Source organism: Massilia sp. LXY-5, from assembly GCF_059801075.1.
The window spans coordinates 585,028-606,684 of record NZ_JBNNEH010000003.1 but is presented as its reverse complement, the minus strand read 5'-3'; the positions used below and the strand labels follow the sequence as shown (position 1 = coordinate 606,684).

The window sequence follows — 21,657 nt, the reverse complement described above, 5'->3', positions numbered from 1 at the left end:
ATCGACAACTTCCCGCCAGTCAATGTGCCTCTTCAATGTCCCTGCTTTCCTCGTCCAGCGGCCTCAGTGTCCTGCGCAACCGTAATCTCTCGTTCTACCTTTCCGCACGCTTCCTCGGCACCCTTGCCGTCCAGATGCAAAGCGTGGCCGTCGGCTGGCAGGTGTACCAGATCACCGGCAGCCTGTTCGACCTCGGCCTGATCGGGCTGGCGCAGTTCGCGCCCTTCCTCGTGTTGATCCTGTGGGCCGGCCACGTCGCCGACCGCCATGACCGCCGCAAGATCATCGTCTTGTGCATGCTGACCCAGCTGCTGGTGAGCGCGCTGCTGCTGGCCTTTACCGCCAGCGGCAGCCGCGTGGTCTGGCCCGTGTTCGCGGTGCTGGTGCTGTTCGGCAGCGCGCGCGCCTTCATGATGCCGGCCTCGCAGGCCGTGCTGCGCAACCTGGTGCCGGACAAGGATTTCGGCCAGGCCGTGGCGCTCGGCTCCTCGACCTTTCACGTGGCCGTCATCGCCGGCCCCGTGCTCGGCGGCCTGCTGTATGCCTTCGGTCCGACGGTCGTCTACCTGGTCGCGGCGGCGCTGCTGCTGGTCGCCACCCTGCTGATGGCCTCGACCACCAGCGCGCCGCAGGTCCGCAGTACCAAGCCGGCGAGCTGGCATACCCTGCTGGAGGGCCTGCGCTTCGTGCGCTCGCGTCCGATCGTGCTGGGTGCGATTTCCCTCGACCTGTTCGCGGTGCTGTTCGGCGGCGCCACCGCCCTGCTGCCCGCCTACGCGCACGACGTGCTGCATGCCGGCCCGACCGCGCTCGGCTGGCTGCGCACGGCCCCCGGCGCCGGCGCCGCGCTGTGCTCGATCGCACTGGCCTTCATGCCGATCCGGCGCCATGTCGGCGCCTGGATGTTCGGCGGCGTCGCCCTGTTCGGCATGGCCACGCTGGCCCTCGGCTGGACGACCCATTTCGCGGTGGCCCTGGGCGCCCTCTTCCTGCTCGGCGCCGGCGACATGGTCAGCGTTTATGTGCGCCATTTGCTGGTGCAGTACGAAACGCCGGACGAGATCCGCGGCCGCGTCAGCGCCGTGAACGCCGTTTTCATCGGCGCCTCGAACGAGCTGGGCGAATTCGAATCCGGCGTCACTGCCGGCTGGTTCGGCCTGACGCGCGCAATTTTGCTCGGCGGCGCGGCGACGCTGGTGGTGACTGGGCTCTGGACGGTGCTGTTCCCGGTGCTGTCGAAGATGGATCGTTTCCCGCACCACAAGGATGATGGGAAATCCGCCTAGTGTGCGGAACGCGGTAAAAATGGCAAAAAGTGTAAGATCGGCTTCAAGATCTTTGATAACGGAGCCATCTATATGCAAATCAATGTCAACACCGACCGTACCATCGATAAACATCAAGGCCTGGATGAGCACGTGCAATCCGTCGTCGAAGGCGCGATCGGCCGCTTCGAGGACCAGGTCCACCGCGTCGAGGTTCACCTGAGCGACGAGAACAGCCAGAAAGGCGCCGACGGCGGCAACCGCTGCATGATGGAAGCGCACGTCACCGGCTATGCGCCGGTGGTCGTCAACGAACACGCGGCCAACCTGCACCAGGCCATCACCAGTGCCGGCAACAAGCTCAAGCGCGCGCTCGACAGCGCCCTTGGCCGCCTGACCGACAAGGCGCGCCGCGAGCCGGTACCGCTGGGCGACATCGACGGCGATCTCGCACCTGAACAGAACAAAAACCTGACCAGCGGCATGTAATTCAGCATTCTGCAGAACCGAGCGCGGCCCAGGCCGCGCTTTTTTACGTCCCCTCCAGCATCGCGCGCAACTGCCGCAGGTAACGCAGCCCCGCCAGCGCCCGGCTGCCATACCACGACATCATTTCGCCGTCGACCAGGAACACCGGAATGCCGAGCTGCTTTTCGAGCGCGTCCGCGTGCGCCTCGGTGAACCGGTAGGGCTCGGTCGACAGCAGCACGGCGTCGAGACCACCCGCGAGCCCGGCCACGAGTTGTTCCGACCAGGCGAAGCGCGGGTAGCGGCTGGTGTCCGGCAGCGCCGGCACCTTCCAGCCGAGCTCGCCGAGCATGCGCGCGATATACGTGTCGCCTGAAACGCTCATCCACGGATCCTGCCAGATGCAGTAGAGCACCGTGCACGCCGGGCCGGCAGGTGCGGCCTTCAAAGCCGCGTATTCGGTCTCGAAGTCCGTGCACCAGCGCTCGGCCGCCTCGCTGGCGCCGAAAATGCCGCCCATCAGCCGCGCCAGCGCCAGGTTGTCGCGCGGCGCCAGCGGATGCGTGACGACCAGGTGCGGCACGAAGGCGGCCAGCGCCTCGGCGGTCGGCTTTTCGTTTTCGTCGATGTTGACGATCACATGGGTCGGCGCCAGCTTGCGGATCTTGTCGAGATTCACGTCCTTGGTGCCGCCCACTTTCGGGATCTGGCTGACGATCTTTTCAGGATGGATGCAGAAGCCGGTACGTCCGACCAGCAGGTGTGCAAGGCCCAGGTCGCACAGCAGTTCGGTGATCGAGGGAACGAGCGACACGATGCGTGCATCAGGCGCCGGCTGGTGGCTTACGCCAAGGGCGTCAATGAGGTGTTCGGGAGAGGCATTCATGGGCGCTATTGAAACATTCCTGTTTCCGAAACACCAGCAGGAACGCGGTGGCGAATGGTTTATCATGAAGTCTTCATCGTCGCCATCCAGCGACCAACGCGGAGAATCGTTTTGAAACTTATCGGACCATTTCGGGATTCGGGCTACACGGTCGACAAGCTGGAGCTGTTTCGCGGCGCCGACACAGCCGCCGCCGCGGTCGCGCTGGCCGATTGCGAGGTGGTGCAACTTGCCGCGGGTGAAGCTATCGAGGATGCCGTGCGGGCGCGCCTGTATATCGTGCTGTCGGGCATGCTCGAAGTCGAAACCGACGGCCATGCCGGCACCTCGGACGGCAACGTCAACCGCATCCTGCCGGGCGAAAGCGTGGGCGAGCAGTCGGTGCTGGACGACGCCGCCAATCTCGACGCCGTCCACGCCGTCGAAGAAACGTGCTTGCTGGTGATCGAATCGCAGCTCGCCTGGGAACTGATCGACCAGTCGAACGCCGTGGCGCGCAACCTGCTGCGCCTGATGTCTTTCCGCATCCGCGCCGCCAATGCCCTGCTGCGCCGGCGCCAGAAGCTCGGCGAGTTCTACCGCCAGCTCTCGCTGAACGACACCCTGACCGGCCTCTACAACCGGGCCTGGCTGGCGGACATGCTGCCGAAACTGGTGGGCCGCGCCCGTGCCCAAGGCAGCCCGCTGTCCCTGCTCATGGTCGACCTCGACAACTTTAAAAAGTTCAACGACACCCACGGCCACCTGGTTGGCGACGCCGCCCTGTGCGCGGCGGCAAACGTCATCCGCGACGGCTTGCGGCCATCGGATTTTGCGGTGCGCTATGGCGGCGAGGAATTGATGGCCGTGCTGCCTGAAACGACCGTCGAGCTGGCCCACATGGTGGCCGACCGCCTGTGCCATCAGATGCGCGAAGCCGTGCTGTTCCCCGACATGCGGGTGCCGATGCCGCACCTGACGGCCTGCTTCGGCGTGGCCGTGCTCGATCCGAACGGCGACGAAACCAGCCTGATCGAGGCGGCCGATGCCGCCCTCTACCGCGCCAAGGAAGCAGGCCGCAACTGTGTGAGCGTTTGATTGACGGATCGCGGCTGCGGCCCGACAATCCCTGCCATTCTTGATGCTCCATCAGGATGGCCACATACAATAAAACGATGAGCACACACACTTTCCTCTGGCACGACTACGAAACCTTCGGCGCCCAGCCGCGCCGCGATCGTCCGGCGCAGTTTGCCGCGATCCGCACCGATGCCGAGCTCAACGAGATCGGCGAACCGCTGATGCTGTTCTGCCAGCCGGCCAACGATTACCTGCCAGATCCGCAGTCCTGCCTGATCACGGGCATCACGCCGCAGCAATGCCTCGAACTGGGGGTGCCCGAGCACGAATTCGCGCGCCAGATCGAGGCGGCGTTCGCCGAGCCGGGGACGATCGGCGTCGGCTACAACACGATCCGCTTCGACGACGAAGTCACGCGCTTCCTGTTCTGGCGTAACCTGCTCGACCCGTATGCGCGCGAATGGCAGAACAATTGCGGCCGCTGGGATCTGCTCGACGTCGTGCGCATGACCTATGCGCTGCGTCCGGAAGGCATCGAATGGCCGACGCATCCGGACGGCCGTCCGAGCTTCCGCCTCGAGGACCTGACCCGCGCCAACGGCCTGTCGCACGAGGCGGCGCACGACGCGCTGTCCGACGTGCGCGCCACGATCGCATTGGCGCGCCTGATCCGGAATAAACAGCCGCGCCTGTTCGACTTCTGCCTCGAACTGCGGCGCAAGGACAAGGTCGCCAGCGAAATGGGCCTGCACCTGGAGCGCGCAGCGCGCCAGCCCTTCCTGCACGTATCGGGCATGTTCCCGGTCGAGAACGGCTGTCTGGCCCTGGTCTGGCCACTGGCCCAGCATCCGAGCAACAAGAACGAAATCCTGGTATGGGATTGCCGTCACGATCCGTCGGAACTGTTTAGTCTGGATGTCGAGACGATCCGGCTGCGCATGTTCACGCGCAGCGCCGACCTGCCGGAAGGTGTCAGGCGGCTGCCGATCAAGAGCGTCCACCTGAACAAGTCGCCGATGCTGGTCGGGAACCTGAAGACCCTGAGCCCGGCGATGGCGACGCGCTGGGGACTCGACCTCGACCAGGCCAAAGCCCATGCGCAGCTGGCGGCGAACGGGCCGGACATGGCGGCGATCTGGGCGCAGGTGTACCAGAAGCCGGCCTCCGGCAACGAGACCGATGTCGATGAAGACCTGTATGGCGGGTTCGTCAGCAACAACGACCGCCGCAAGCTCGAATCCCTGCGCATGCAGACGCCTGCACAGCTGGCCACAAGCCGGCCTTCGTTCGAGGACGAGCGGCTGGCCGAACTGCTGTGGCGCTACCGGGCGCGCAATTTCCCGCAGACGCTAAGCGAGCAGGAGATGGAGAGCTGGGAAGAACACCGCGCGGCGCGGCTGTTCGATGGAGCGGGCGGAGCGCGCACGGTGGACCAGTTGTTTGGGGAGATCGATGCGCTGTCGGAGACCGCGGACGAGCGCGCCGAGGAGATACTGGGTGCCTTGTACGAATACGTCGAGGCGATTGCGCCGAGCAGGTATTAAACTTGGGCATGCCCTGCCCTGTCGCGCAGGGCGCTTCGCGGGCGGGCAGCGTGCTGCCCGAATTCCCCGCTACGCCCAACGCGGGGGTTTATCATTACCCCCGATACCGATTGATCTCATCCCGCGTCTCGCGTGCGACACGCCGTGCCGCCGCCGCAAAATCCTCGCCTTCCTGCGGCACCGCATACAAAATCGCCCGCGACGAATTGATCATCATCCCGGTCCCACCGGCGGTCCGCCCGGCACGCACGGTCGCCTCGACATCGCCACCCTGCGCACCGACACCCGGCACCAATAAAGGCATGTCGCCGATGATCTTGCGCACCTGCGCCAGTTCTTCCGGGAAGGTCGCCCCCACCACCAGCGCGCACTGGCCGTTGCGGTTCCATTTCTCGGCCACGAGTTTCGCCACATGCTGGTACAGCGGCAGGCCGCCCACATCCAGGAACTGCAGGTCCGAACCGCCTGCATTCGAAGTGCGGCACAGCACGATCACGCCGCGGTCTTTCCACGCCATGTAGGGCTCGACCGAATCGAAACCCATGTAGGGATTGACCGTGACCGCGTCCGCGCCGTAGCGGTCGAAGGCTTCGCGCGCGTACTGGTGGGCGGTCGCCCCGATGTCGCCGCGCTTGGCGTCGAGGATCAGGGGGATGTGCGGATAAGTGTCGCGCAGGTAGGAGCAGATTTCCTCGAGCTGGTCTTCGGCGCCGAGGGCGGCGAAATAGGCGATCTGCGGCTTGAAGGCGCAGGCGAGGTCCGCCGTGGCGTCGATGATGGCCTTGCAGAACCGGACGATCGCGTCCGGTTGATCCTTCAAATGAGCAGGGAAGCGCGCCAGATCAGGGTCGAGTCCGACGCACAGGAGCGAGTCGTTGCGGGTCCAGGCCGCGGAGAGTTTATCGATGAAATTCACGTTGGGCCCCTTGTAACGGTGTCATTGCAAACCCGGTATTGTACCCGTCACGGGCTCCCTGCCCCATCGCGGGCACGACCGTGCGACCGGACTTGATGGACTCCTGTATATTTTTAATCATTCGACAACTCGCAATGGACAGGGACATCATGACGTCTTCCGCATCGGCTTCTACTTTATTCTCGCGCTGGACCCGCCTGCTGGCGCTCGCCACCCTCGCCGGCTCGCTGCTCTCGGGCTGCGGCTACAACGAATTCCAGACCAAGGACGAAGCCACCAAGGCCGCCTGGAGCGAAGTGGTCAACCAGTACCAGCGCCGCGCCGACCTGATTCCGAACCTGGTGAACACGGTCAAGGGCTATGCCACGCACGAACGCGAAACCCTGGAGGCGGTCACCCGTGCGCGCGCCGCCGCGACCAGTTTCCAGATCACGCCGGAAGTGCTGAACAATCCCGAAGCATTCCAGAAGTTCCAGCAGGTGCAGGGCGAGCTGTCGAGCGCGCTGTCGCGCCTGATGGTCGTGTCCGAGAAATATCCGGACCTGAAGGCGGACACCAGCTTCCGCGACCTGCAGTCGCAGCTCGAGGGCACCGAGAACCGCATCACGGTGGCGCGCCAGCGCTATATCGCCTCGGTGCAGGACTATAACGTCTCCGTGCGCCAGTTCCCGAACAACCTCACCGCGATGATGTTCGGCTACAAGGCCAAACCTTCGTTCACGGTCGAGAACGAAAAAGCGATCTCGACCGCGCCGACGGTCAACTTCGGCAAATAACGATGAACTTGTTTCGCACCCTGTGGCTGCTGGTGCTCTCCTTCGCGCTCAGTGGGCCGGCCCAGGCCCAGCTGAAGGAAGTGCCGGTCTTGACCAGCCGCGTGACCGACCAGGCCGGCATGCTCGACGCGACGCAAAAGCAGCGCCTGGAAGCCGTGCTGGCCGAGCATGAGGCCAAGAGCGGCAACCAGATCGCGGTGTTGCTGGTGAAGTCGACCGAGCCGGAAGCGATCGAGCAATACGGCATCCGCGTGGCCGATGCATGGAAGCTGGGACGCAAGGGCGTCGACGACGGCGTGCTGCTGATCGTCGCGCGCGACAACCCGGGTTCGCTGCGCCGCTTGCGCATCGAGGCCGGGCGCGGGGTGCAGGGCGTGCTGACGGATGCCCAATCGAAACGCATCCTGCAGGACGTGATAGCGCCGCATTTCAAACAAAACCATTACTACGAGGGCCTGGTCGCAGGCGTGGGCGCGATTGCCACGGTGCTGAACCGGGAACGATTTCCCGAGCCGGCGCCCCAGGTAGCCCCGGCAGCACCGGCAAATGCAAGTGACGCAGGACAAGGAGGCGGGATCGGTATGTTTGGCATCTTGATGTTGGTTTTCGGTTTCATGCTGTTGCGCTCGATCTTCCGGCCACGCCGCTCGCGCCTGTCGCGCGGCGGCTGGGGCAACGGCGCGACCGGCTTCATCCTCGGCAGCATTCTCAGTAACGCCGGTCGTGGCGGCGGCGGCTTCGGCGGCTTTTCCGGCGGCGGCGGCGGCTTCGGCGGCGGTGGCGGTTTTTCCGGCGGCGGCGGCAGCTTTGACGGCGGCGGCGCCTCGGGAGACTGGTAATGGCAGAGCACATGACACATGAGTCGTTCGGCCAGCGCGTCGGCCGCGTGCTGCGTCACTGGCGCAGCACCAAGGCGGACGCCCAGCGCGCCTTCCCGGAAAGCACGCTGGCCGCGGCAGCGCAGGCGATCACGGCGGGCGAACAAACTCACCGCGGCGAGGTCCGTTTCATCGTCGAAAAATCGCTGCCGACCGACGAGGTCTGGGACGGCGTGACCAACCGCCAGCGCGCGCTGGCCCTGTTCGCCGACTACGGCGTCTGGGACACCGAGGACAATTGCGGCGTACTCATCTACGTGAACCTGGCCGAACACAAGGTCGACATCGTGGCCGACCGTGGTATCGACCGCAAGATCGATGAAGCTACCTGGCAGGCGGTCTGCCGCACGATGACCGAAGGCTTCAGGCAAGGCAAGTTCCACGACGCCACGCTGGCGGCAATCGAACAGGTGAATGCGCTGCTGCGCCAGCACTTCCCGGCCAGTGGTGCGCGGCCGAACGAGTTGCCCGACAGCCCGATCATGCTGTAGGCCGTCGAACGCTGACGCCCGGCGGCTATCGCGATGGACAGCCCTGCCCTTACAATAAGGGTCACTGCCCTTCGTGAAAGCCCCGCCATGAAACTCGAAAACAAGATCGCCCTCGTCACCGGTGCCAGCCAGGGCATCGGCCTGGCCTGCGCCCAGCGCCTGGTGCGCGAAGGCGCCCGCGTGATGCTGGCCGACGTGCGGCCGGAAGTGGCCGAGGCCGCCGCCGCGCTGGGCGAAGCCGCCCGCTACTTTGTCGCCGACGTCAGCCAGAAGTCCGACGTCGACGCACTCCTCCAGGCTACCCTCGACGCGTTCGGCCGCGTCGACATCCTGATCAACAATGCCGGCGTCACGCATGCGGCCGACTTTCTCGACCTGCAGGAAGAGGATTTCGACCGCGTCCTGCGGGTGAACCTGAAATCGATGTTCCTGTGCAGCCAGGCTGCGGCGCGCGACATGGTCAAGCGCCAGAGCGGCTGCATTATCAATATGTCGAGCGTGAACGCCGAACTGGTGATTCCAAACCAGGTGCCCTATGTCGTCTCGAAGGGCGGCGTCAACCAGCTGACGCGCGTGGCGGCGATCGGCCTCGCCCAGCACGGCATTCGCGTCAACGCCATCGGCCCGGGCACGATCCTGACCGAACTGGCGAAGCAGGCCGTGCTGGCCAGCCCGGAAGCGCGCCATACGATCCTGTCGCGCACGCCTCTCGGCCGCTGCGGCGAACCCGAGGAAGTGGCATCGATTGCCGCCTTCCTCGCCAGCGAAGACGCCTCCTACATCACCGGCCAGACGCTGTATGCCGACGGCGGGCGGATGCCGCTCAACTACACGGTCGCTGTACGCGAATAAGGGAACCGGCAGGTTCATCGAAACAGCCGAACTCGTCCATATTCACAGTTCGCATATCTGGTATCCGAATACGCAATTAGACAAATATATCGCAACGCAACATAATGAACCTGTCTCCACTATTCTCCTCCAAGAAAATAGTTTTAAGCCCGCTCATGAAGCGGGCTTTTTTTTGCCCAGCACTTATAGATTCTCATCCGGCGAAATCGTTCGCGGTAGAGCTCGAATGCTTGCGGTAGGTCATACTCGGGTCACAATCGCTCCCTATACTGAATTCATCTGCAGTACACGCAACCGATATGCCTGATTGCAGACAGGTGTGCAGCGCAAACGCCTTGCACACCCACCGAACAATGTCTCTTGGCCCGATCTTGGGTTGTGCCCACCCTCTCTCCGGTGGGCATTTTTTTGTTCAAGATTGCCTGCCCACATCAGACTACCCGCATTGTATAAATGTGAAGACTGGCCTTGCAGCCTGTCGACTTTTGACTATGATGAAGTTCGTGCTACCGCAAGCGGGATTGCCGGCAAGATCCCAAGGCGGGCGCTGCCAACCACCAGACAAGGGAGCCAGACCGATGAATTTGCAAGCCTCAGAAAAGCATACCCACCTCAGTTCCGCCAGCCGCCGCCAGCACCAGGACGTCGATTGCCTGGTGCTCAGCGAGCTCAACCCACTTGTCGTGGTCGACCATCTCGATGGCGAACAGGCCACGCTCACCCTCCTCACCTTCGGCAACGTGCGTGAAATCTGCCCGAAATGCCAGCAAGGGAACCTCAAGCTCGTGTTGCGCCAGACTTCGGTGCGCATGGCCCATCTGTTCTGCGCCGATTGCGAGAGCTGTTTCGACGCACGGTATGCCGACGGCGCCCCGGCGCTGACCATCTAATTCCAGTTACACCCGGCCGTGCAGGCGCGCGGTCGCATGGCGTGGTATGGTTGCCGTTTTTTGCCAGCTCGTCAGCCATGCCGTCTTTCCTCTATTTTCTCCTGCTTGACCCGCGCCTGAACAAACTCCGCTATGCCGCGGCAATCCTCATGTTCCTTGCGATCGTGATTGCCGGATCGATCCCGGGCGCGCGTGCCGGGATCGGCGAATACGCGCCCGGCGTGGTGCTGCACTCGTCGGCCTACTCGGTCCTTGCCCTGCTCTGGTTTACCGCCAGCCGCGGCAATGCGGCCAGCAGGACGGTCGCGACGGTCCTCGCGATCGCCGTCATGGGCGCGATCGACGAATCGGTGCAGAGCTTCTTCCCCTATCGCGGCGCCGACGTGCGCGACTGGATGGTCGACTGCAGTTCGGCCCTGGCCACCTGCGCGATCCTGTGGATGATCCTGCCGAAAGCGGCGCTGCAGCGTAGCTGAGCCCTGCGCTGTGGCGCGTTTTTGTTTCTCCATGATCAGCTTCGCTTGATCTGGCTCATGCAAGACCTGAGCGAGCTGGAACGTTGTGCCTCGATTTCCTCTCTAACAGCAGTGGCAGACTCCATCGTCACGCATACCCACTGACAAAATCAACGGAGGATCGATCATGAAACAACAACATCAGAGCCTGGTCCTGGCGGGCCTGCTGGCCACGGCGCTCGGCCTGTCGGGCTGCTCCGGCATGCGCGGCGGCAGTGACACGGGCGGCGACACCTCGGGCAGCGGCGCCAGCGGCAGCAGCAGCTCGCCCAGTGCCACGACCGGCAGCTCGACGACCGGTGCGACCGGCAGCGACGCCGGCGGCATGTCGGGTACGGGCGCCGGCACCAGCACCAGCGGTTCGGCCGGCTGGGGCGGCGGCACCAGCTCGGGCACCTCCGGCAGCGCGGGCAGCTCGGGCACTTCGGGCACCAGCGGCTACGACCAGTCCGGCGGCGCCGGCAGCGCAACGTCGGGCAGCACGACCCAGGGCAGTTCGACCGGCACGATGTCCGACACCGCCAGCGGCAGCTCCCAGGGCGGCGCCGCCACCGGCAGCTCCGCGGCCGCCGGCGGCAGCCCGAACAGCACGGTGGTCTCGATCGAACTGGTGCCGCGTCCGTCCGGCGGCATGGGCGGCAGCGGTGCCAGCGGCAGCAGCAGCACCGGCACCACTGGCAGCTCGATGACTTCCGACCGCGTCTACCGGGTCACCCTGCGCATGGACGACGGCAGCACCCAGGTCGTCACGCAGGACACCACGCCCAGCTTCCGCAGCGGCGACCGCGTCAACCACAGCGGCGGCATGATCAAGCACTAAGTTGCTCCCGGCGTATTTCTACCCGGCAGGCGCGGGCGGGCCCGCCTGCCGCTCCTGCGGCTGCAAGGGCGCAATCGATGTCTGCAAAATGCGTGAAAACTGCGTGGAATCTGCGCAGGGATATGCGTGCGTGCGCGGCATGGCCGCGTCAAGGCAGTGACGAGCAGTGATGGTCAGTGATGGGCAATGTTGGGCGGTGATGGGCAGGAGATGGGCGGCCGGTCCAGCCGCCCATTTCCTGCGCCACAGTGGGAGAATCAGGCCGGATCGGCCCCGTTCTCGTCCTCGGCCTTGACCGGCTTCACCTGCGCATTGCGCGTCGCCGCCGAGATCATTTCGAACGGTAATTTCGGCGTGCGATCGGCGTTCAGCAGGCCGTTGGCCTCCTGGAAGGTATCGGCGAACTGGGTATAGCAGAAGCCGCTGAACATGAAGGTTTCGTTGACCACCTTCAGCAGGCCGCGGTACAGGTTGTGGAAGCCATCGGCCGTGGTCGAGCGCGAATAGCCCCAGGTGCCCTCTTCCGGCGTGCCCGTGGTGTCGTAGGCGATGCCGCCGAATTCGGTCAGCACGATCGGCTGGCCGCGGTGCGGGAAGCCGTCCAGGGTCAGGATGCGTCCGCCCGGACGCCGTTGGTCGAACAGGGTGCGCACCGGGTCGCTGACCTCGTAGCGCGCCTTGACCTTTTCCGGATCGCAGTCGTAGTCGTGGATGCCGAGGATGTCGGTGGCCGAGGCCTCCCAGCCATCGTTGCCGATCACGGGCCGCGTCGCGTCCAGCGTGCGCGTCAGGTGGTACAGCGCCTCGACGGCATTGCGGTGCGCCTGGGTCAGCGTCAGGTTCGGCACGCCCCAGGATTCGTTGAAGGCCACCCAGACGATGATGCAGGGGTGGCTGTAGTCGCGATCGATCGCTTCGGTCCACTCGCGCACCATGCGCGTGATCGCCTTCGGGCTGAAGCGGTAGGCCGATGGCATTTCTTCCCACACCAGCAGGCCGAGCTTGTCGGCCCAGTACAGGTAGCGCGGGTCTTCGATCTTCTGGTGCTTGCGCACGCCGTTGAAGCCCATCAATTTCGCCAGTTCGACGTCGCGTTTCAGGTGGTCGTCGGACGGACCGGTGAGGAAGGATTCCGGCCAGTAGCCCTGGTCGAGCACAAGGCGCAGCTGGTATGGCCTTCCATTCAACATCAATCGGTCGCGGTTGATCGCGAACGAGCGCAGCGCAGTGTAGGACTTGATGCGGTCGACCACGCGGTCGCCGCAGCGCAGCGTCACTTCGGCGTCGAGCAGGGTCGGACGCTCCGGGCTCCACAGCAATTCGTTGCGCGAATCGTCGATACCGGGGTCGGACAGCGCGATCTTGCGGTTCGCTTCGCCGGCCAGCAGCTTGTAGTGGTCGTCGGCCAATAAATGTTCGCCGTGCCAGATCTTGACTTCGATGAACATGTCGTCGCGGATCTCGCCGCCGGCGAACACCTCGCAGCCGATCTCGAAGGTCTCGAAAATCGGGGTCCACTTCAGCTTCTGGATGAAGGTCTTTTCGACCTGCTCGACCCAGACCGTCTGCCAGATGCCGGTCGTGCGCGGATACCAGATCGAGTGCGGCTCGAGCAGCCAGTCCTGCTTGCCGCGCGGCTTGGCAAGGTCGGCCGGATCATCCTCGACATATACGGTGACGACCTGCTTGCCGTCGGCCTTCATGGCCGAGGTGATGTCGGCCGAGAACGGCGTGTGGCCGCCCTCGTGCTCGGCCACGAGATAGCCGTTGACCCAGACACGCGCCGAATAATCGACCGCGCCGAAGTGCAGGATGGTGCGGCCCTCGTTGGGCAGCACGGTGAATTCGCGCTCGTACCAGCAGACACGGTGGAAACCGGTGTCGCCGATGCCGGACATTTTCGTTTCCGGCGCGAACGGCACCTCGATCTCGTGGGTCCATTCCGGGACCTCGCCCGGCAGCTTGAAGCGCATCTCGTCGTCGAAACAGAAGCGCCACTTGCCGTTCAGGCTGATCCAGTTGTCGCGTACCAGTTGGGGACGTGGGTATTCAAACTGACTCATTGTTTTCCTTTCCTTCAGTCGGAACCGGGATCAGCAGACGACCCTGGCGCCCGTTCCTGTTGTATTCGTTAAGTGCGGCCTCGGCCGCCGCTTGGGCGTGACCGGTCTTGCACAGCGCCACGCAGGCGCCGCCGAAACCGGCGCCGGTCAGGCGTGCGCCGACCACGCCTTCCTGAGCACGCAGCAGCGCGCACAGTTCGTCGAGTTCGGGGATCGATACTTCGTAATCGTCGCGCAGGCTGAAGTGCGAGGCGTTCATCAGCTCGCCGAAGCGCTCCAGGGAGACGCCGCCGGCCGCTTCCAGCACGCGCAGGTTTTCCTGCACCACGTGGCGGGCACGGCGTTTCAATGGCTCGGGCAGGCTTTCCACCGACTCCGGGTCCGTCACGTCGCGCAAGGCCGTCACGCCAAGCTTGCGCGAGGCTTCCTCGCACTCGGCGCGCCGTTCGTTGTACTTGCTGCCGGCCAGCTTACGGGCGATGCCCGAGTCGATGACGATGATTTCGGCGCCCTGGGGCAGCGGCGCCAGACGGTGTTCGAGCGTGCGCGCGTCGATGAACAGCATGTGCGACTCGTCGGCCAGGCTGGACGCCATCTGGTCCATGATGCCGCAGTTCACGCGCGCATATTCGATCTCGGCGCGCTGGGCGATGCGCGCCAGTTTCACGTCGTCGAGTTCGAAGCCGAGCATCTGGCGCAGTGCGCGCAGGGTCGCCACCTCCAAGGCCGCGCTCGAGGACAGGCCGGAACCGACCGGCACGTCCGTCGACACCCAGACCCGCAGCGGCGGCACGGTGACGCCCTCGGCTTCGACCAGGCGGATGCAGCCTTCGATATAGCTGCCGAAGCCGGCCGGCGCGCTGCCGTCCGGCGCGAAGGTGACGTTCGCATCGAGCGTACTTGAATAGAAGACGAAGTGGCCATCGTTGCTGCGGGAGAGCGCCACCGTCGTGCGCTGGGGCGTCGCCACCGGCAGCATGAAGCCGTCGTTGTAATCCGTATGTTCGCCCAGCAGGTTCACGCGTCCGGGTGCGGAGGCGTTGACCTCGGGCGCGCCGCCGAAGAAGGAATCGCTTGTCACCATCAGTTTGTCTCCAGCCAAAGGGGCCGCTGGCGGCCATGCACGGTCACGGCGGGCCACTGCGGATCCAGGGTCAGGTTGTCCAGTCCCTGCGGGCCGAGGAGGAAGGTATCCTCGATTTTCAGGCCCGCAAAGCTGGGGTTGAACGCAAAGGCCATGCCCTCTTCCAGTTCGGTCGCCGTACTGGGCGTGGCGACGATCTCGCGCGCCAGGTAGCCGGTGATGCCGCCCTGGTGGTGCTCGTTGATCGCGTCCAGGCGGTCGGCATGGTTGTAGGCCGCGGCGAACGCGTGATAGACGGCGGACAGCGATTTGCCGGGCGTGACAGTGGCCAGACCCGTGGCCTCGACCTCCATCAGCGCGGCCTGGTCCTGCGGCGCCTGTCCAAAGCTGACGAAGCGCGTCAGATTCGCATACAGGCCGTGCCGGCGCGCGCAGAACACCAGCATGGCGCGCGCGCCGAGCGGTGCATGCGACGGCGTCGGATGGCGGTAGAGCGGCAGGCGCCCTTCGCCGGCCGCCAGCACCAGCGCCGGGTGGATCCCGCGCCGCCACAGGGACGCCGCGCCGGCCGCGGCCAGCTCGTATTCGGTCCATTCGGGGCGCACGGCGCGCATGGTTTCCGTCATTGCCTCGGCCGCTTCGCGCCCCAGCACGCGGTAGCGCGCCTGCTCCGATGCACTCAACACGAGCCTGCGCTTCTGCAGGGCCGTCGGCAAGGGCTGCTCGCCGTTGCGCGGACGGTCCGACAGCACCGGCCGATCGCCGGCCAGGCCCAGCACATAGCGTTCGCGCAGCTCGACCTGGGCCCAGGGCGTGACGTGGAAGGTAAAGCCTTCCGGGACCTCTTCCTCGCGCAGGCGGGCCGCCTCGATCTCGTCGGTGAGAATCACCGCGTCCTCGCGCGTGACCAGCACTTCGGCCACGCCCAGTTCGGACGTATGCAGCACGGCGCTCGATCCGCCCGCCGTGGCCCAGGCGAACCAGTCGATGCCGCGCAGGTGGATCGCGGCCGCGCCGGTGCGCTCCAGGCAGTCGCGCAGCAAGGCCAGCTTGGCCGCCACCTCGGCGGCGCGCTCGAAACCGCTCATGCGCCCTCCTCCAGCGTCACCTGCACCGCCTGCAGCTCGGCCGCCGTGTTCTCGGGCAGCACGTCCATCGCGAACATGCCGGCGCCCAGCTCGGTGCCGGCCAGGTATTTCAGGCGGTCGCGCGAGCGGTAGGGCGGATAGAACTGGGCGTGCAATTGCGTTTCCGGGTGTGCTGCGCCATCGGTCGGCGCCTGGTACCAGGCCATCAGGTAAGGGAATGGCCGGTTCCACATCGTCTCGTACTTGAGCAGCACGGTCTTCAGGCAGCGCGCGAGGCTGGCGCGCTGCACATCGGAGAGCGAGGCGAAATCCTGGCACGGCTCGGTCGGCATGACCCAGACCTCGTACGGATAGCGCGCGCAGGCCGGCACGAAGGCAATCGCATGCTCATCCTGGAACAGCACGCGGCGCCCGTCGGCCGCTTCGTTCTTCGCCATGTCGCACAGCAGGTTGGTTCCGTGCTGGAGGAAGTACTCGCGCTCCTGGGCCAGCATGCGCGCCGGCACCTGCGGCACGAAGGGGTAGGCATAGATCTGGCCGTGCGGATGGTGCAGCGTCACGCCGACCTCGGCGCCGCGGTTCTCGAACGGCAGCACGTACTCGATCTGCGCGTTCGCCCCGATGCGCCGCGTGCGGTCGCCCCAGACTTGCAGCAGCAGCTCGATACGCGACAGCGGCAGGTGCACCAGCGCCGTGGTCGGGTCCTGGGTGAACACCACCACTTCGCAGTGGCCGTTGGCGGGCGCGGTGGGCACCGTCAGGTGCGGCGGGTCGTGCGACTCGAGCGCCAGCGAAGGAAAGCGGTTGTCGAACACGGCGATCTCGTAATCGCCCTGGGGCAGCTCGGTCGGGTTCGCGGGGTCTTTCGTCACCGCCAGCGGGTTGTACTCGGGCGGCGGCAGGAAGGTACGGTTCTGGCGGAACCCGGCGTAGGTCACCCACTCGCCGCGCAAGGGATGCCAGCGCAGATGCGGGTTGGCATTCATCGGGTCGGGGAAAGGACTGGGCGCAACCATCCCCTCCGGAATCGGCCGGTTGCTGTAGAGAGTCAGGTGTCGTCCGTCGGGCTTTGTCAGTTCTTTACTATGCATGGCATCGCTTTATCTCGGGAGATCACATACGCGCGCAGGCAATTCAATCCCTGCGTACGCGGCTAGGGAGTGATCCTAACATGGCGTTTACGCCACATTTTCTTCACGGAATGTATGTTTTTTCCAACAGTTAATGACTTAACTGAGCAGTTCTACCAGATAGCGGGTCAGGCGGTCTGTCTCTCCTATGAAAACGCATTCCTTCGAGCAGTACGGCAGCTTCTTCCAGCGCTATTTGTAGTCCCATACCTACAAAACTAATGGAAGTATTTACGGGGTTCGGCAAGACATACACTGACAAGCCCAACTGGAGCGGAGAAGATCGAAACGGCCTCTTGCAGACTGTTGTGGCAGCCAGGAAAACGCCGGCGCGGGGAGCGCCGGCGTAACGAGCGCCTACTTCGCCAGTTCGGCCAGCACCGCCGTGTACATCTGCAAGTTGAGCAGCAGCTGCTTGAGCGTGATGAATTCATGCTCGGAATGGCCTGTGTAGACCTGGCCCGGCATGCCTGGCCCGAAGCTGACCGCATTCGGGAACAGGCGCGAATTGGTGCCGCCGCCGATCGCCACCGGCTTCGGATCCTTCATGCCGGTGAAGTAGGAAAACACGTTCATCAGCACCGGCAGTTGCGGCGCATCCTTGCGCAGCCAAGGTTCGCTCGTTTTCACCGTGACGTTCGCCAGCGCCAGGTTGCGGCTCTGCCAGCCTTCGAGGGCTGCATTGACCTCGCCCGTCAGCTGCTCCGCACTCTTGCCCTGCGGACGGCGCAGGTTGATCGAGACCTCGATGCCCTCGTCCTTCTGGCGGATCACGGTCGGGGCCACCGTCATCGGGCCCATGAAGCTGTCGCGGTAGGCGATGGCGCCGAATTTTTCCCCGTACAGGCCGGTGCCGACCAGCTCGTTGAGATAGTTGACGGCGGCGCCGGCCGTCGTATTCGGCCAGGGCCGCACGGCCAGCGCATCAGCCAGCATCGCCACCGCGTTCACGCCATCCTCGGGCTTCGAGGAGTGCGCCGACACGCCGCGCGCGCGCACCTCGAGCTCGCTGCCCTTGCGCGTGAATTCGTAGCGCATGCCCTCCTGCTTCGCGCCGCGCTCGCGCACCTGCGCTTCCAGGGCCGGCGTCGCATTCGCGATCGTCGCGTTCGCGTCTTCCGGAATCTGGCTGCCGAAGAAGCCGCCGCCGAAGGCCGCGAGGTAGGGTTCGCCCGCCGCCGGCACCACCGCCTTCGCTTTCGGGAAGGTGACGGCGATCGTGCCCGAGGCCTTTTCGGCGACGACCGCCGGATACTCGGCGTCGAGCGTGATGTTCATCTGCGGCGGCTCGTTCGTTTTCAGGAAATCGATCAAGGGCTGCCAGTTCGATTCCTCGCCCATGTAGACATACAGCTCGATGCGCTTCGACAGCGGCAGCTGTTGGTCCTTCAGGGCCTTCATCGCGTACAGGGCGGTGGCGATCGGCCCCTTGTCGTCCTCCGCGCCGCGCGCCAGCAGCTTGCCGGGCTCGCTGGTCTGGTCCAGCACGAAGGGCGACTTCTTCCACTTCGACGGATCGACCGGCTGGACGTCGCCGTGGGTGACGACACCGACGCGTTCATCGCCTTTGCCCATGCCGACGACGACGACCCAGCCATGGTCGGCGAAATCGAAACCGAGACGGTTTGCCTCGGTTTTCAGATAGTTCTTGAAGGCGATGTGCTGCGGGTCCTGGTCGGACGGGATCTTCGGATCGGCCACCGTGTTGAAGCTGACCAGGCTGGCGAGCGTCCTGACGACGTCGGTACGGTAGGTGGTGACGGCATACTTGGCGGCCTTGACGGCGGCCGGACTCGGCGCGGCGGTGTTCGGCGCGGCGTGTGCATGCAGCGCGCAGGCCAGCAGCAGGCTGGCGAGTATCGTTTTTTTCATGTCGCGGATGGTCTCCATTGCATAGGCGCAACGAGTCTAGCACAGGGGTCCGCGGCAGGCAGGCGCGCCAGGGCGACAGACATTACGGTATCGTGGCACTCATTGACTACATCAATCGACAAGACCAACGAGAAAGCACATGAGCGATAAACTGGTACGCCGGATTCACCCGGCGCTGCGCGACGATATCGGCGACCTGATTACCCAGCGCCCGGTCCCCACACGCCACCTGGACCAGGTCGATCCCTTCCTGTTCCTGAACCACCACGGCCCGCAAACCTACCCGCCGCACAACCGCGGCCTGCCCTTCGGGCCGCATCCGCACCGCGGCTTCGAAACCGTCACCTTCATCCTGGAGGGCATGCTGATGCACAAGGACAGCGCCGGCTATGAGAGCATCATCCGCGCCGGCGGCGTGCAGTGGATGACGGCCGGCAGCGGCCTGATTCACGCGGAGATCTCGCCGCCCGAATTCCTGCAGGCCGGCGGACCGCTCGAGATCCTGCAACTGTGGGTCAACCTGCCGCCGCACCTGAAAATGACGAAGCCCGCCTACACCGGCCTGCAGCAGGACGAGATCCCGGCGCTCGCGCTCGACGGCGGCCGGGTCACGATGCACCTGACTGCCGGCGAATACGAAGGGACGCGCGGCCCGGTGCAGTCGCTGACCGGCGTCTTCATGAGCACGATCGCCTTCCAGCCGGGCGGGCGCCTGCGCGTGCGCGCCCTGGCCGAGCGCAACGTGTTTCTCTACGTCGTGCGCGGGGCGCTGCAGGTCGGCGTGGCGGAAGACCGCGTCAGCGCCTTCCATCTCGTCGAACTCGGGCATGAAGGCGACGAACTGGAGATGACGGCGCTGGAAGATGCCGTGGTCCTGTTCGGCCATGTCGAGCCGATCGGCGCGCCGGTGGTGTCGCACGGTCCCTTCGTCATGAATTCGCGTGCCGAGATCGAGCAGGCCATTCGCGATTACCAGGCCGGACGATTCGGGGTGCCGATGTAAGGGGGTGCGCTGCGTTTTTGCCGGCTCGATTAGAGTAAACGGATACCCAACTACACGAGATCCGAGCATGAGCGCAGTTCCCCTTGCCGCCACCACGCGCGGCTATCCAGATTCCGGCTACACGATCGAAAACGTCCACGCCGGCTCGATCGCCGTCGTCGACACCGCGGGCCACCTGCTCGCCTGGGCCGGCGATCCGCACTATCAAACCTTCACCCGCTCGGCCCTGAAGCCCTTCCAGGCCCTGCCCTTCCTGCTCGCCGAAGGCCCGGCCAGATTCGGCCTGGCGGAAGAAGAACTGGCGCTGCTGTGCGCCAGCCACTCGGGCGAAGAAAAACACCTGAACGGCGTGCGCTCGATCCTCGCCAGGATCGGCCTGGACGCCGGCCACCTCGAATGCGGCTGCGGCGCGCCGCTGTACTACGAGGCGAACAACCTGCCGGTGCCGCAGGACCGCGCCTGGACCCCGCTCCACCACAACTGCTCGGGCAAGCATGGCGGCTTCCTGGCCTGGTGCCGCCAGCACGGCGCGCCGACGCGCGGCTACGTCGAACCGGACCATCCGCTGCAGCGCGCCATCCGCAGCGCCCTGGCCGATGCCGTGCACTTGCCGGAGTCGAAGCTGCCGAGCGGGATCGACGGCTGTTCGGCGCCGAACTATGCGCTGCCGCTGGCCAGCCTGGCCCACCTGTACGCGCGCCTGGCGCAGGGCGCGGCCGACCCGCTGCTCGGGAACGCGCTCGGGCCCCTGTTCGACGCCATGACGCATCGGCCGGACATGGTCTCGGGTACCGAGCGCAGCGACCTGGTCCTGATGACGGCGGGCGGCGGCGACTGGGTCGCCAAGATCGGCGCCGACGCCGTGCAGGCGATCGGCATCCGCTCGAAAGGGATCGGCATCGCGATCAAGGTCGCGGACGGGAATAACCGCGGGCTGCACACGATTACCTACAACGTGCTCGATCAATTGGGCTTGCTGGACGAGGGAAAACGCGCCGTGCTGGAACGCTTCCGCCAGCCCCTGATTCGCAATGCGCGCGGAACGGTGGCCGGCGATATCCGCACGCTGTTCACGCTGCAGCACGCGTAACGTAGGGTGGGCACTCGTGCCCACGCGGTGATACGTACTCCCTCCGATTTCGTGCTCGACGATCTCGCCGTCGCGTATCACCGCGTGGGCATGAATGCCCACCCTACGAAACCATTCGCCTCAACATCCCCGCCAGCGGCTCGAGCACTTCCTTGTCTTGCCAATAGCTGTTGTGCGACAGCGGATTCCAGCTCTTGAGCATCCACCCCACCGCCCCTTGCCCGGCATTGATGACACGGTCTTCGACCAGCGTCCGATAGCCCTCCGACAGCGGCTGCAGCGGCCAGCCGAGCACGTCGTCCGGATCGTACAGGTTCAGCCAGCGAAACAGCGGGGTCGGCGGCGCGATCGGCTTGATCTGCATTTCCTTGTGCGCGGCGACGAAAATCGGAATGTTGCAACCGGTCGTCACCAGGCCGGTGCAGGTGCCGCCCGCCAGGTAGTGCTTCTCGCGCTCGCTGAGCAGGCGCCCCAGCGCCGGACGCGACCAGGCATCGATGTCGCGCCAGATGCCGGCGCCGACCCGCCCGCCGCCAAGCGCCTTCTGCCCGTCGTAGATATAGCTCGACAGCACCTGGCAGCCGAGCGAATGCGCGAGGAACACGACCGGCATGCCGGGGTTGGCGGCGCAGGCAGCCAGCAGGGCACGTGCGATCTGGCCTTGCGCCAGTTCGTAGACCGAGGCCGGGTCTTCCTTGCGGTTCTCCAGCCCGGCGGCGTCGGCGAAGCCGAACAGCATGAACTTGCGCAGCTGGTCGTAATGGACCTTGCTGCCGCCGTCGACGCGGTCCCAGACGAGCTGCTCGTTCTTTTGAAGGATGTCCTGGTAATACACCGAATACAAGGCCACGCGTTCGCGCAGCGCCGGGCCGAGGCGGTTGCGCATCTCGCCGAATACGCCGGCCGCGTAGTCGCGCGGCGTTTCGCCCATTCCGTGAACCGTGATCAATGCGACCTGGGGCATGGT

General features: G+C 65.2%; 21 protein-coding genes. 13 read left to right on the top strand and 8 right to left on the bottom strand.

Going from position 1 to position 21,657, the window contains the following annotated elements; genetic code table 11:
- Positions 1 to 35: 35 nt before the first annotated feature.
- Together ACI48I_RS11655 and ACI48I_RS11650 are read left to right on the top strand one after the other, a co-directional pair.
- Entirely contained in the window at positions 36 to 1,286 is a 1,251-nt protein-coding gene (locus ACI48I_RS11655) for an MFS transporter (protein ID WP_498574258.1), read from the top strand.
- 72 nt (positions 1,287 to 1,358) lie between these two features.
- Entirely contained in the window at positions 1,359 to 1,754 is a 396-nt protein-coding gene (locus tag ACI48I_RS11650) for an HPF/RaiA family ribosome-associated protein (protein WP_193686733.1), read from the top strand.
- Positions 1,755 to 1,797: 43 nt separating this feature from the next.
- Here ACI48I_RS11650 and ACI48I_RS11645 read toward each other — a convergent pair whose 3' ends face one another.
- Positions 1,798 to 2,619 (bottom strand): helical backbone metal receptor, encoded by an 822-nt coding sequence (locus ACI48I_RS11645; RefSeq protein ID WP_193686734.1) that lies wholly within the window; start codon positions 2,617 to 2,619, stop codon positions 1,798 to 1,800.
- Between the two features lie 111 nt (positions 2,620 to 2,730).
- Between ACI48I_RS11645 and ACI48I_RS11640 the strand changes: the two genes are divergently transcribed.
- Both ACI48I_RS11640 and sbcB read left to right on the top strand, forming a co-directional pair.
- Positions 2,731 to 3,696: a GGDEF domain-containing protein gene (locus ACI48I_RS11640; protein WP_498574257.1), complete on the top strand. Its 966-nt coding sequence runs from the start codon at positions 2,731 to 2,733 to the stop codon at positions 3,694 to 3,696.
- A 77-nt stretch (positions 3,697 to 3,773) separates the two neighbouring features.
- Entirely contained in the window at positions 3,774 to 5,222 is a 1,449-nt protein-coding gene (sbcB, locus tag ACI48I_RS11635) for an exodeoxyribonuclease I (RefSeq protein WP_498574256.1), read from the top strand.
- Positions 5,223 to 5,316: 94 nt separating this feature from the next.
- On the opposite strand, the gene pyrF is transcribed toward sbcB, so the two are convergent.
- Positions 5,317 to 6,138 carry an orotidine-5'-phosphate decarboxylase gene (gene pyrF, locus ACI48I_RS11630; RefSeq protein WP_498574255.1) on the bottom strand — a complete coding sequence of 274 codons (822 nt, stop codon included), beginning with the start codon at positions 6,136 to 6,138 and terminating at the stop codon, positions 5,317 to 5,319.
- Positions 6,139 to 6,287: 149 nt separating this feature from the next.
- Between pyrF and ACI48I_RS11625 the strand changes: the two genes are divergently transcribed.
- The 7 genes from ACI48I_RS11625 to ACI48I_RS11595 all read left to right on the top strand — a co-directional run bounded on the left by ACI48I_RS11625 (position 6,288) and on the right by ACI48I_RS11595 (position 11,360).
- The gene (locus ACI48I_RS11625; RefSeq protein ID WP_193686738.1) at positions 6,288 to 6,914 is read left to right on the top strand and encodes a LemA family protein; all 627 of its coding nucleotides are present in this window, start codon (positions 6,288 to 6,290) and stop codon (positions 6,912 to 6,914) included.
- A 2-nt stretch (positions 6,915 to 6,916) separates the two neighbouring features.
- Positions 6,917 to 7,753, top strand: a complete 837-nt coding sequence (locus ACI48I_RS11620; RefSeq protein WP_498574254.1) for a TPM domain-containing protein — start codon at positions 6,917 to 6,919, stop codon at positions 7,751 to 7,753.
- A gap of 11 nt (positions 7,754 to 7,764) precedes the next feature.
- A complete protein-coding gene (locus tag ACI48I_RS11615) occupies positions 7,765 to 8,283 on the top strand; it encodes a TPM domain-containing protein (RefSeq protein WP_193686740.1) in 519 nt (172 codons plus the stop codon).
- Between the two features lie 87 nt (positions 8,284 to 8,370).
- Entirely contained in the window at positions 8,371 to 9,135 is a 765-nt protein-coding gene (locus tag ACI48I_RS11610; protein WP_193686741.1) for an SDR family NAD(P)-dependent oxidoreductase, read from the top strand.
- A 578-nt stretch (positions 9,136 to 9,713) separates the two neighbouring features.
- A complete protein-coding gene (locus tag ACI48I_RS11605) occupies positions 9,714 to 10,025 on the top strand; it encodes a hypothetical protein (RefSeq protein WP_193686742.1) in 312 nt (103 codons plus the stop codon).
- Positions 10,026 to 10,102: 77 nt separating this feature from the next.
- A complete protein-coding gene (locus ACI48I_RS11600; RefSeq protein ID WP_498574253.1) occupies positions 10,103 to 10,501 on the top strand; it encodes a VanZ family protein in 399 nt (132 codons plus the stop codon).
- Positions 10,502 to 10,667: 166 nt separating this feature from the next.
- The gene (locus tag ACI48I_RS11595) at positions 10,668 to 11,360 is read left to right on the top strand and encodes a hypothetical protein (protein ID WP_193686744.1); all 693 of its coding nucleotides are present in this window, start codon (positions 10,668 to 10,670) and stop codon (positions 11,358 to 11,360) included.
- 257 nt (positions 11,361 to 11,617) lie between these two features.
- Here ACI48I_RS11595 and ACI48I_RS11590 read toward each other — a convergent pair whose 3' ends face one another.
- The 5 genes from ACI48I_RS11590 to ACI48I_RS11570 all read right to left on the bottom strand — a co-directional run bounded on the left by ACI48I_RS11590 (position 11,618) and on the right by ACI48I_RS11570 (position 18,597).
- A complete protein-coding gene (locus tag ACI48I_RS11590; RefSeq protein ID WP_193686745.1) occupies positions 11,618 to 13,423 on the bottom strand; it encodes a glycoside hydrolase family 2 protein in 1,806 nt (601 codons plus the stop codon).
- The gene (galK, locus tag ACI48I_RS11585) at positions 13,410 to 14,507 is read right to left on the bottom strand and encodes a galactokinase (RefSeq protein WP_498574252.1); all 1,098 of its coding nucleotides are present in this window, start codon (positions 14,505 to 14,507) and stop codon (positions 13,410 to 13,412) included. Before galK ends, ACI48I_RS11590 begins: the two co-directional genes overlap by 14 nt.
- Positions 14,507 to 15,595 carry a M24 family metallopeptidase gene (locus ACI48I_RS11580; RefSeq protein WP_498574251.1) on the bottom strand — a complete coding sequence of 363 codons (1,089 nt, stop codon included), beginning with the start codon at positions 15,593 to 15,595 and terminating at the stop codon, positions 14,507 to 14,509. Before ACI48I_RS11580 ends, galK begins: the two co-directional genes overlap by 1 nt.
- Entirely contained in the window at positions 15,592 to 16,686 is a 1,095-nt protein-coding gene (galT, locus tag ACI48I_RS11575; RefSeq protein WP_193686748.1) for a galactose-1-phosphate uridylyltransferase, read from the bottom strand. Before galT ends, ACI48I_RS11580 begins: the two co-directional genes overlap by 4 nt.
- Positions 16,687 to 17,082: 396 nt before the next feature.
- Complete coding sequence (locus tag ACI48I_RS11570; protein WP_193686749.1) at positions 17,083 to 18,597, bottom strand: dipeptidase; 1,515 nt, start codon at positions 18,595 to 18,597, stop codon at positions 17,083 to 17,085.
- 139 nt (positions 18,598 to 18,736) lie between these two features.
- Here ACI48I_RS11570 and ACI48I_RS11565 point away from each other — a divergent pair, with 139 nt between their 5' ends.
- Together ACI48I_RS11565 and ACI48I_RS11560 are read left to right on the top strand one after the other, a co-directional pair.
- Positions 18,737 to 19,600, top strand: coding sequence for a pirin family protein (locus ACI48I_RS11565; protein ID WP_498574250.1), 864 nt, complete (start codon positions 18,737 to 18,739; stop codon positions 19,598 to 19,600).
- A gap of 67 nt (positions 19,601 to 19,667) precedes the next feature.
- The gene (locus tag ACI48I_RS11560; RefSeq protein ID WP_498574249.1) at positions 19,668 to 20,690 is read left to right on the top strand and encodes an asparaginase; all 1,023 of its coding nucleotides are present in this window, start codon (positions 19,668 to 19,670) and stop codon (positions 20,688 to 20,690) included.
- Positions 20,691 to 20,793: 103 nt separating this feature from the next.
- Here ACI48I_RS11560 and ACI48I_RS11555 read toward each other — a convergent pair whose 3' ends face one another.
- Entirely contained in the window at positions 20,794 to 21,654 is an 861-nt protein-coding gene (locus ACI48I_RS11555) for a hypothetical protein (protein ID WP_193686752.1), read from the bottom strand.
- Positions 21,655 to 21,657: the final 3 nt, after the last annotated feature.